9 protein-coding genes are annotated in these 9,516 nt (G+C 71.8%); 2 read left to right on the top strand and 7 right to left on the bottom strand.

Going from position 1 to position 9,516, the window contains the following annotated elements:
* The 5 genes from ESO86_RS06595 to ESO86_RS06575 form a co-directional block, all read right to left on the bottom strand.
* Positions 1-868: maltokinase N-terminal cap-like domain-containing protein (locus ESO86_RS06595; protein WP_422836478.1), on the bottom strand; the 868-nt coding region annotated here is incomplete at its 3' end.
* A 94-nt stretch (positions 869-962) separates the two neighbouring features.
* Complete coding sequence (locus ESO86_RS06590; protein ID WP_242492240.1) at positions 963-2,315, bottom strand: MFS transporter; 1,353 nt, start codon at positions 2,313-2,315, stop codon at positions 963-965.
* A gap of 31 nt (positions 2,316-2,346) precedes the next feature.
* Positions 2,347-4,491 (bottom strand): ABC transporter ATP-binding protein, encoded by a 2,145-nt coding sequence (locus tag ESO86_RS06585; protein ID WP_129234178.1) that lies wholly within the window; start codon positions 4,489-4,491, stop codon positions 2,347-2,349.
* A complete protein-coding gene (locus ESO86_RS06580) occupies positions 4,488-6,221 on the bottom strand; it encodes an ABC transporter ATP-binding protein (protein WP_129234177.1) in 1,734 nt (577 codons plus the stop codon). The genes ESO86_RS06585 and ESO86_RS06580 overlap by 4 nt, the downstream gene beginning before the upstream one ends.
* Positions 6,222-6,484: 263 nt before the next feature.
* Positions 6,485-6,658 carry a CsbD family protein gene (locus ESO86_RS06575; protein WP_129234176.1) on the bottom strand — a complete coding sequence of 58 codons (174 nt, stop codon included), beginning with the start codon at positions 6,656-6,658 and terminating at the stop codon, positions 6,485-6,487.
* Between the two features lie 223 nt (positions 6,659-6,881).
* On the opposite strand from ESO86_RS06575, the gene ESO86_RS06570 reads away from it, so the two are divergent.
* Together ESO86_RS06570 and ESO86_RS06565 are read left to right on the top strand one after the other, a co-directional pair.
* Entirely contained in the window at positions 6,882-7,259 is a 378-nt protein-coding gene (locus ESO86_RS06570; RefSeq protein WP_129234175.1) for a YciI family protein, read from the top strand.
* Positions 7,256-8,521, top strand: a complete 1,266-nt coding sequence (locus tag ESO86_RS06565) for an RNA polymerase sigma factor (RefSeq protein ID WP_207207035.1) — start codon at positions 7,256-7,258, stop codon at positions 8,519-8,521. The genes ESO86_RS06570 and ESO86_RS06565 overlap by 4 nt, the downstream gene beginning before the upstream one ends.
* Before the next feature lie 33 nt (positions 8,522-8,554).
* Here the strand turns inward: ESO86_RS06565 and ESO86_RS06560 are convergent, their stop codons facing one another.
* Positions 8,555-9,085, bottom strand: coding sequence for a GNAT family N-acetyltransferase (locus ESO86_RS06560; RefSeq protein WP_129234174.1), 531 nt, complete (start codon positions 9,083-9,085; stop codon positions 8,555-8,557).
* Positions 9,082-9,516: sulfite exporter TauE/SafE family protein (locus ESO86_RS06555; protein WP_165307425.1), on the bottom strand; the 435-nt coding region annotated here is incomplete at its 5' end. The genes ESO86_RS06555 and ESO86_RS06560, both read right to left, overlap by 4 nt.

Genomic DNA, 9,516 nt, shown 5'->3' with positions numbered 1-9,516 from the left:
GGCGCCACGCCGCCGCGACGGCGGCGATGAGGTCGGGCGACGAGGGCTCGTGCCCGAAGCTCGCGCCGAGCGAGGCGTGCACCTCGGACACGGCTGCGCCGAGGGCGCGCGCCTCCTCGGTGAAGTCGCGGGCGGATGCCGCGGCGAGGAGGGCCACGCGCCAGGCGTCCTCGACGCCGGGGAGGAACTCCTGCGCGAACGCCAGGTGCCCGCGTGCGCGTCCGTCGGCGCGGCCGACGTCGTCCCACTCGCCGAGCACGTCGCCGACGACGGGCGGGATGTGCGGCGACCCGGCGATGCCGAGCGCGGTCTGCAGGGTGACGTCGGGGTTGTCGCCGTGATGGAGCTGCCGGAACACCTTGCAGATCACGGGCGGGGCGCCCTCGGGCCGGTACACGATGGACGTGTTCGACTGCTCGCCGCCGAGGACGCCGGCCGGGACCCGGCGCGCCGATCGCGCGGCATCCGTCTCGGGACCTCGCCCGTCGGGCGCGTGCGCGACCGGGTGCCCCATCGCCGTCGCCCCGTGCGCGACCGCCCGACCGCCGCTCGTGATCAGTTCGAGGAGGGCATCGGTGAAGGCCGGGTCGTGCGGACCGTCGTACAGGCGCGTGCCGTCGTCGAGCACGCCGATCAGGTGCGCGTCGTCGGCGGGGCCGGGCGTCGCGCGCTCGACCACGGGGACCTGGTAGAGCACGGGCGGCTCGGGGGCGTCGTCCATGACGAGCATCGAGATCACGCGCACGCCGGGCTCGTCGACGGGGAGCTCCCAGGCGCCGATCCGCCGGAGGGTCGGGGCGTGGCCCTTCCCGCCGAACCATCGCTGGTCGGGCATCCATGCGGCGATCGCGGCCAGCGCGCTGTCCATGCCTGAACGATATTGCCGCCGGTCCGTGCCGTCGAGGTGCCACACGCGGCGTGGCCCCCGGACGGGGCGCAGGAACCGCGAGGCGGGTGCGGCCTCAGGGCAGGCCGTCGGTGCCGCGGTCGCGACGCCGCGAGCGCGGCTCGTCGAGGCCGATGTGCACGCGCGTGCGCCGCCGCTCGATGACGATGAAGAGCGAACCGAGCAGCCACAGCGGCACCTGCGTCAGGAACGCGATGCGGAACGCCTCGAGCGTGTAGGTGTCGGGCGTGCCCGCGCCCTGCGCGTCCATCGCGATGCCGATGAGCAGGATCGCGAGCAGCGCCGCGAGGAACCCGCCGACGTTCGTGATGCCGGTCGCGGTGCTCAGTCGGTGGCTCGGGTTGAAGGTGCGCGCGTGGTCGAAGCCGATCATCGACCCGGGTCCGCCGGTGCTCATCGCGAACGCGAGCACGAACAGCAGCCAGAGCGGCGCCGGGCCGGGCCAGGCGATGACGGTCAGCCAGGCCACCGCCTGGATGCCGATCACCGGCAGCACCAGCAGGCGGGATCGTCGGGTCGGATGGCGCGACGAGAGCGCGCCGATGACGGGGCCGACGAGGATGCCGAACACGACGTAGACCGTGAAGAGCAGTGACGCCGTCGCCGTCGACAGCCCCTCGCCGACGGTGAGGAACGGGAAGCCCCAGAGCAGCACGAACGCGGTGCCCGAGAAGGGCGTCGTGAAGTGCGACCAGAACGCCAGCCGCGTGCCCGGGTGCGCCCACGACTCGCGGAAGCCCGTGCGCAGGTCGGCCGAGGAGCGCACGACGTGGATGGCGCCCGTGACCGTGTCGACCGAGACGTCCTCCACCCTGCCCGGCGGACGGTTGCGGATGACGGCGAACGTGAGCACCGTGAACAGGGCGCCGAGTCCGGCGAGGGAGCCGAACGCGATCGACCACGTCGTCGCGTGCAGCAGCGCCGCGAGCGGCAGCACGGCGAGGATCTGCCCGGACTGGCCGATGAGGCCGGTGAGCTGCACCATCACCGGCGCCTGCCGTTCGGGGAACCACACCGCGATCACGCGCAGCACGCTCGGGAAGACCGCCGCGTCGCCCGCGCCGAGCAGCATCCGCGCGAAGATCGCCCAGCCGACGTCGGGTGCGAACGCGAGCACGAGCTGGCCGACGGCCATCAGCGCCATCCCGATCGTGATCATGGGCCGGGCGCCGAACCGGTCGAGCAGCAGGCCGACGGGGATCTGCATGCCGCCGTAGACCGCCAGCTGGATGACGGCGAACATCGACAGGGTCGAGGCGTCGGCGTCGAAGCGCACCGCCGCGTCGATTCCCACGGCCGAGAGCGACGAGCGGTTCGTGACCGACAGGATGTAGGCGGCGACGCCGACGCCCCACACCACCCACAGGCGCCACGTCGGGGCGATGGGGAGCGGGGTGGGGATCGTCACAGCCCTTCGAGGCTACTCCCGGGTGCGTCGCTCAGTTCACCGGGGCGTCTGCCGATGCCTCCTCGGCCCCGCCGTCGAAGCCGAGCACCGACTCGCCGGGGGTGCCGACGGCCGCCTCGGCCTCCATCGCGAGCTCGGCGTCGACGTCGTACGCCGCCTGCTCGAACTGCGAGTTGTAGAGGCGGTAGTACGCGCCCTCGGCCGCGATGAGCTCGTCGTGCGTGCCCTTCTCGACGATGTCGCCGTGCTCCATCACGAGGATGAGGTCGGCGTCGCGGATCGTCGAGAGCCGGTGCGCGATGACGAAGGACGTGCGGCCCTCGCGCAGCGCCGCCATGGCGTGCTGCAGCAGCAGCTCGGTGCGCGTGTCGACCGAGCTCGTCGCCTCGTCGAGGATGAGCACGCTGGGCTGCGCGACGAACGCGCGCGCGATGGTGATGAGCTGCTTCTCGCCCGCCGACACGTTCGACGCGTCCTCGTCGAGGACGGTGTCGTAGCCGTCGGGCAGCGAGTGCACGAACCGGTCGACGTAGGTCGCACGCGCCGCGGCCGCGATCTCGTCGTCGGTCGCCGTCTGTCGTCCGTACCGGATGTTCTCGCGGATCGTGCCCCCGAACAGCCACGGGTCCTGCAGCACCATCCCGGTGCGGGCGCGGACGTCGCGGCGGGTGAGCTCGGAGATGTCCTGGCCGTCGATGAGGATGCGGCCGCCGTCGAGCTCGTAGAACCGCATGACGAGGTTGACGAGCGTGGTCTTGCCGGCTCCGGTCGGGCCGACGATGGCGACGGTCTGCCCGGGCTCGACGCGGAACGACAGGTCGCGGATGAGCGGACGGTCGGGCGTGTACGAGAACGAGACGTGGTCGAACTCGATCACGCCGCGACCGTCGACGGCTGCGGGCGCATCGGCCGCGTCGGCCTCCTCCTCGTCGGCGTCGAGCAGCTCGAACACGCGCTCGGCCGAGGCGGTTCCGGACTGCACGACGGCGGCCATCCCGCCGAGCTGCGAGAGCGGCTGCGTGAACTGCTGCGAGTACTGGATGAACGCCTGCACGTCGCCGAGCCGGAGCTGGCCGCCGGCCACCATGAGCCCGCCGAGGACCGCGATGCCGACGTAGGTCAGGTTCCCGACGAACATCATGCCCGGCATGATGATGCCGGCGAGGAACTGCGCCTTGAACGCGGCCTCGTAGAGCTCCTCGTTCTCGGCGCGGAACTTCTCGCTCGCGTCCTGCTCGCGGCCGAACACCTTCACGAGCGCGTGACCCGAGAACGATTCCTCGACGCGCGCGTTCAGGCGACCGACCTTGCGCCACTGGATGCCGAACGCGGCCTGCGACTTCGGCCCGATGATGCCGAAGATGACCGCCATGAGCGGCAGCGCGACGAGCGCGACGAGGGAGAGCTGCCACGAGATCGAGAACATCATCACGAGCACGCCGATGACGGTGAGGACGCTCGTCAGCGCGCTCGAGAGGGACTGCTGCATCGTCTGGGTGATGTTGTCGATGTCGTTGGTCACCCGCGAGATGAGCTCGCCGCGCTGCGTGCGGTCGAAGTAGCTGAGCGGAAGGCGGTGGACCTTCGACTCGACCTGCTCGCGCAGCCCGTACATCGCTCGGACCATGATCACGTTGATCACGTAGCCCTGGACCCAGGACAGGATCGACGCCACCACGTAGAGCAGCAGCACGATGACGACGAGCTGGCTGAGCCGCACGAAGTCGATGCCCTCGCCGGGCGTCAGGGTCGCGGCGCCGACGATGTTGGCGAGGTCGTCCTGGCCGGTCGACCGCAGCTGCTCCACGATCTGCTGCTGGGTCACGCCCGCGGGCAGCTGGAGCGAGATCCACCCCTCGAAGATGACGTTCGTGGCCTCGCCGAGCACGCGCGGGGCGATCACGGTGAGCACGACGCCGATGGCGCCGAGGAGCGAGACGAACGCGAACGACCACTTCCACGGAGCCAGGAGTCCGAGCATCCGACGGAAGCTGCGGCCGAAGTCCTGCGCCTTGCCCGGGGCGACGGAGTCCCACGATCCGGAGTTGATGCGCGCCTCCTCGGCGAGCTGCTGTTCCTCGAGCTGCTCGAGGGTGGGCTGCTGCGCCGCCTGCGCCGCCGCCTCGGCGCGGCCCCGCCCGCCGCGGCCCTTCGGGGTGCTGGTGTCGCGGCTCATGCCTGGGTCTCCACTCCGAGCTGGGATTCGACGATCTCGCGGTAGGTCTGGCACGTCTCGACCAGTTCTTCGTGCCTGCCGAGCCCGACCACGCGGCCGTCCTCGAGGACCACGATGCGGTCGGCGTCGGTGATGGTCGACACGCGCTGGGCGACGACGACCTTCGTCACCTGCGGGAGCTCGCGCCAGAGCGCCTGCCTGAGCCGCGCGTCGGTCGTCAGGTCGAGCGCCGAGAACGAGTCGTCGAACACGAGGATCTCGGGCCGGTGCACGATCGCGCGCGCGATCGCGAGCCGCTGACGCTGCCCGCCCGAGACGTTCGTGCCGCCCTGCGAGATGCGGGCGTCGAGCCCGCCCTCCATCGCGGCGACGAAGTCGCGGCCCTGGGCGATCTCGAGGGCGTGCCAGAGTTCGTCGTCGGTGGCCTCCTCGCGCCCGAACCGCAGGTTCGAGGCCACCGTCCCGGCGAACAGGAACGGCCGCTGCGGCACGAGGCCGATCGTCTTCCAGAGCGACTCGAGGTCGGCCTCGCGCACGTCGGTGCCGTTGACCAGCACCGCGCCGCCGGTGACGTCGAAGAGCCGGGGCACGAGCGAGACGAGCGTGGTCTTGCCGGCCCCGGTGGAGCCGACGATCGCCACGGTCTCGCCGCGCTCGGCCCGGAACGAGACGCCCTCGACCACGGCGTGCTCGGCGCCGGGGTAGGCGAAGGCGACGTCGCGGAACTCGACCGTGCCCGGCGTCGGGAACTCGTCGATCGGCTGCTCGGGGCGGGGGAGCGTGGTCTCGGTGGCGAGCACCTCGCCGATGCGCTCGGCCGAGACGGCGGCACGCGGGATCATGATCGTCGTGAAGGCGGCCATGAGCACGCCGCCGAGGATCACGCCGACGTACTGCATGAACGCGAAGAGCGTGCCGACCTGCACGCTGCCGGCCTCGACCTCGGCCGCGCCGAACCAGATCACGCCGATGACGGTGACGTTCAGCACGAGCATGAAGAGCGGGAACAGCGTGATGAACAGCGTGCCGACGCGGCGACCGACGTCCATGATGTCGTGGTTGGCGCCCTCGAACCGCTGCTGCTCGATGGGCTCGCGGACGAACGCACGCACGACCCGGATGCCGGTCAGCTGCTCGCGCAGGATCCGGTTCACGGCGTCGAGGCGCTTCTGGTAGCTGCGGAAGAGCGGGACCATGCGGCTGATGACGAGCCCCGCGACCACGAGGATCGTCAGCACGGAGACCCAGATGAGCCAGCTGAGCCCGACGTCCTGCTGCAGCGCCATGATGATGCCGCCGACGGCCATGAGGGGGGCGCTCACGAGCATGGTCGCGCCCGTCATCGCGAGCATCTGCACCTGCTGCACGTCGTTCGTGTTGCGCGTGATGAGCGAGCCCGGGCCGTACTTCGAGACCTCGCGCTCGCTGAACGCGCTCACCTTGTCGAAGACGTCGTTGCGGATGTCGCGACCGACCCGCATGGCGGCCTTGGCCGCGAAGTACGTGGCGATGATGGCTGCGACGATCTGGCCGAGCGAGATCGCGAGCATGAACGTGCCGGTCGACCAGATGTAGGCGGTGTCTCCCGTGGAGACGCCCTCGTCGATGATGTCGGCGTTGAGGCTCGGCAGGTAGAGCGTCGCGAGCACGGACATGAACTGGAACAGCAGCACGCCGGCGATGAGCCACCGGTAGGGCTTCAGGTAGCGGATGAGGAGTCGTCCGAGCATGATTCTCCGCGAGGTGCGTACGGGGTGCGCGAGCGCGGGATGCCGCCTCGCCAGGGCTCGGGTCGAATTCCGAGTCGCGTCGTCAAGTCTGCATCCAATCGGATGCCACCGACATCCGTCGGGCGGCCGATATCGCTGATGGCGGAATCGAAACGGAGATGATTCCCCGCCCAGGGGCGGAGCGCGGATCGTGCTCCACGCTCGCCCGGACATGATGATGGGACGCGCACCCCCGCGATGCGCGCCCCATCAGTGGTGGGCCGTTACGAGCCGAAGGCGTCCTTCACGTTCTCGCCGGCCTGCTTGAGGTTGGCCGCGGTCTGATCCCTGCGGCCCTCCGCTTCGAGGCGCTCGTCGTCGGTCGCCTTGCCGGCGGCCTCCTTGGCCTTTCCCTTGAGTTCCTCGGCCTTGTTGCCGATCTTGTCGGACTCACCCATTCGGGGCCCCCTTCCGATCGTCGCGTCGCGTTCGGGTGCGACGTCGATGGCCACGTTACGAGCGCCGCGCGTCCGAGCACAGCCCTTGTCAGGTGCGGATGCCTCTGCTAGCGATCCGACCGGATTCCCCGCCGACTCCGCGTCGATGTCGAAGACCCGCTGCCGGCCTCGACATACTGATGGGGACGAACTTCGCCCCCGCACACCAGTCAAGGAGCGAACCGTGAAGTACCTCATCCTCATCCAGTCCAACCCGCAGTGGGGCGCCGCGTGGGAGGCGTTCACGCCCGAGCAGCAGGCCGAGGCCATGGTGGTCTACGCGGACCTCGTCGACGAACTCCGAGCGTCGGGAGAGCTCGTCGACGCGGAGCAGCTCGCCGGTCGCGAGACCGCGCGGGCCGTTCGGTCGACCGACGGCGTCGCCACCGATGCACCCCTCGCGGAGACGAAGGAGTTCCTCTCGGGCTACTACCTCGTCGACGTCGAGTCGTACGACCGCGCCGTCGAGATCGCGGCGAGGCTGCCCGAGGCCTCGTGGGGCGGCGTGCACGTCCACCCGATCCTCGCCGAGGACGCGGAACCCGACGTCTCGGTGGCGTGAGCGCCGACGCGCCGAGGGAGCCGGCGCGCAGCATCGAGTCGGTGCTGCGCGCGGCGGCTCCCTCGGCGCTCGCGGTCCTCGTCCGACGCATCGGCGACTTCGACTCGAGCGAGGACGCGCTCCAGGAGGCGCTCATCGCCGCCGCGGCGCAGTGGCCGAGCGAGGGCGTGCCGGGGCATCCGCGCGCCTGGCTCGTCGCCGTGGCGCATCGCCGCCACGTCGACGCCGTTCGCAGCGCGATCGCGCGCCGCACGCGCGAGGAGCGCGACGCGGTGCTCGAGCCGATCGATGCGGAGGGCGGGACCGTGGTCTCGGCACGAGACGACTCGCTGGCCCTGTTCGTGCTCTGCTGCCACCCGGCGCTCTCACGGGCGTCGCAGCTCGCCCTCACGCTGCGCGCCGTCGGCGGGCTCACGACGGCGGAGGTCGCACGCGGCCTGCTGGTGCCGGAGTCGACCGTCGCCCAGCGCATCTCCCGCGCGAAGCAGCGCATCCGCGCGGCGGGCGCCCGGTTCCGCCGGCCGGAGGACGCCGAACTCCCCGAGCGGACCGCCGCGGTCAGGCAGGTGCTCCACCTGATGTTCACCGAGGGCCACACCGCCAGCTCGGGCGACGTGCTCGCGCGGCCCGACCTCTCCGCCGAGGCCATCCGGCTGACGCGGATGCTGCGCGACGCCACGCCGCCCGCGGCGTCGTGGGCGGCCGAGACCGACGGCCTCCTCGCGCTCATGCTGCTCACGGAGGCGCGTCGCCCTGCCCGCCTCCGCGGATCCGGGCCGGAGGAGCTGCCGGAGCTCGTTCCGCTCGACGAGCAGGATCGGACGCTCTGGCGCCGCGACCTCATCGACGAGGGCGTGGCGCTGGTCGAGCACGCGCTCGCCACGGGCGAGCCCGGACCGTTCCAGCTCCAGGCCGCGATCGCCGCCGTGCACGCCGAGGCGCCGTCGACGGACCGGACGGACTGGGTCGAGGTGCTCGCGCTCTACGACCTGTTGCGGGTGGTCGGGCCCGGGCCGATGGTCGAGCTCGGGCGGGTTGTGGCCGTGGCGATGGTGCACGGACCGGACCGCGCCCTCCGCGACCTCGAGTCCGTCGCCCTCGAGCCCGCGCTCGCCGGGCACTTCCGCGTGCACGCCGTGCGCGGCCACCTGCTCGCGCTCGTCGACCGGCCGGACGAGGCGCGCGCCGAGTTCGGCATCGCCGCGCGCACCGCGCTCAACGCGACCGAGCGCAGGTACCTCGAGGGCAAGGCGCGAGGCTGAGCGGCAGCGGAGTCGGCGGTTGCGCCGTTCGGATCACAGCGGCCGCGTGAACGCGACGCGGTGCTCGCCGGGCCCGTCGTAGTCCCGCCACGCGCGCACGCCGTCGATGACCGTGTCGCCCGTCGCGTCGAAGCCCATCGCGCGGTGGAAGTCCTGGGAGCGCACGTTCGGCGGACCGGTGATCGCCTCGACCCTCTGGCATCCGCTCGCCCGCATCGCCTCGAAGAACCGCTCGTAGAGCGTGCGCGCGAGGCCGGTGCGCCGCTGGTCGGGGCGGACGCCGACGAAGTGGATGTAGGCGACCTCGGGCCGGCTCGCCGAGCGGAAGCCGATGAGGAAGCCGGCGAGCTCGCCGTGCTCGTCGTCGACGACGGTGGACGTGTCGGCGAAGTGCTGGAAGAACAGCCGCGGCAGGAGGAGGGCGAGCCGGTCGGCGTCCTGCCGCTCCCACCAGGGGCCGATGACGGAGACGACCCGGGCGTGGTCGCCGACCCCGGCACGCCTGAAGGTCAGTGACGGATGCCGCGGGTCGGTGTCGAGGCGGGGGGCGGATGCGTCGGTCATGCGCTGCCGGCCCGTCGGGCCCGGATCGCCCGGACGGACAGCTGGGCCGCCGCCGCGACGAGCAGCGCGGCGAAGAGCCATCCGCCCACCGCCGGGGGGATGAGGAAGGCGAGTGCGACGCCCGGCAGCGATGCGAGGGTCGCGGCGATGCCCACGACGAGCGCGATGCGGAGGTCGACGAGCCGGCCGCGCAGGTTCTTCACCGACCCGCTCACCGCCGTCGGGATCATCGCGACGAGCGAGGTCCCACGGGCGATCAGGTCGCCGAGTCCGAAGAGCGTCATGAATGCCGGAACCATGATGAGTCCGCCGCCGACGCCGAAGAGGCCGGAGGCGATGCCGACGACGAGGCCGAGCCCGACGAGGCCGAGCGCCGGGCCGGCCTCGAGCGGCACGGGGTCGGCGGCGCGGTCGGGCGCGCCGAACGCGAG

Source organism: Agromyces binzhouensis (genome assembly GCF_004135055.1).
In the GTDB taxonomy this organism is placed as follows: domain Bacteria; phylum Actinomycetota; class Actinomycetes; order Actinomycetales; family Microbacteriaceae; genus Agromyces; species Agromyces binzhouensis.
This window is presented reverse-complemented; position numbering and strand designations above follow the sequence as displayed.

Excerpts from the sequence above, each read along its gene's own strand:
- ESO86_RS06580 (WP_129234177.1), bottom strand. The coding sequence starts at position 6,221 with ATGCTCGGACGACTCCTCATCCGCTACCTGAAGCCCTACCGGTGGCTC.
- ESO86_RS06585 (WP_129234178.1), bottom strand. The coding sequence starts at position 4,491 with ATGAGCCGCGACACCAGCACCCCGAAGGGCCGCGGCGGGCGGGGCCGC.
- ESO86_RS06560 (WP_129234174.1), bottom strand. The coding sequence starts at position 9,085 with ATGACCGACGCATCCGCCCCCCGCCTCGACACCGACCCGCGGCATCCG.
- ESO86_RS06575 (WP_129234176.1), bottom strand. The coding sequence starts at position 6,658 with ATGGGTGAGTCCGACAAGATCGGCAACAAGGCCGAGGAACTCAAGGGA.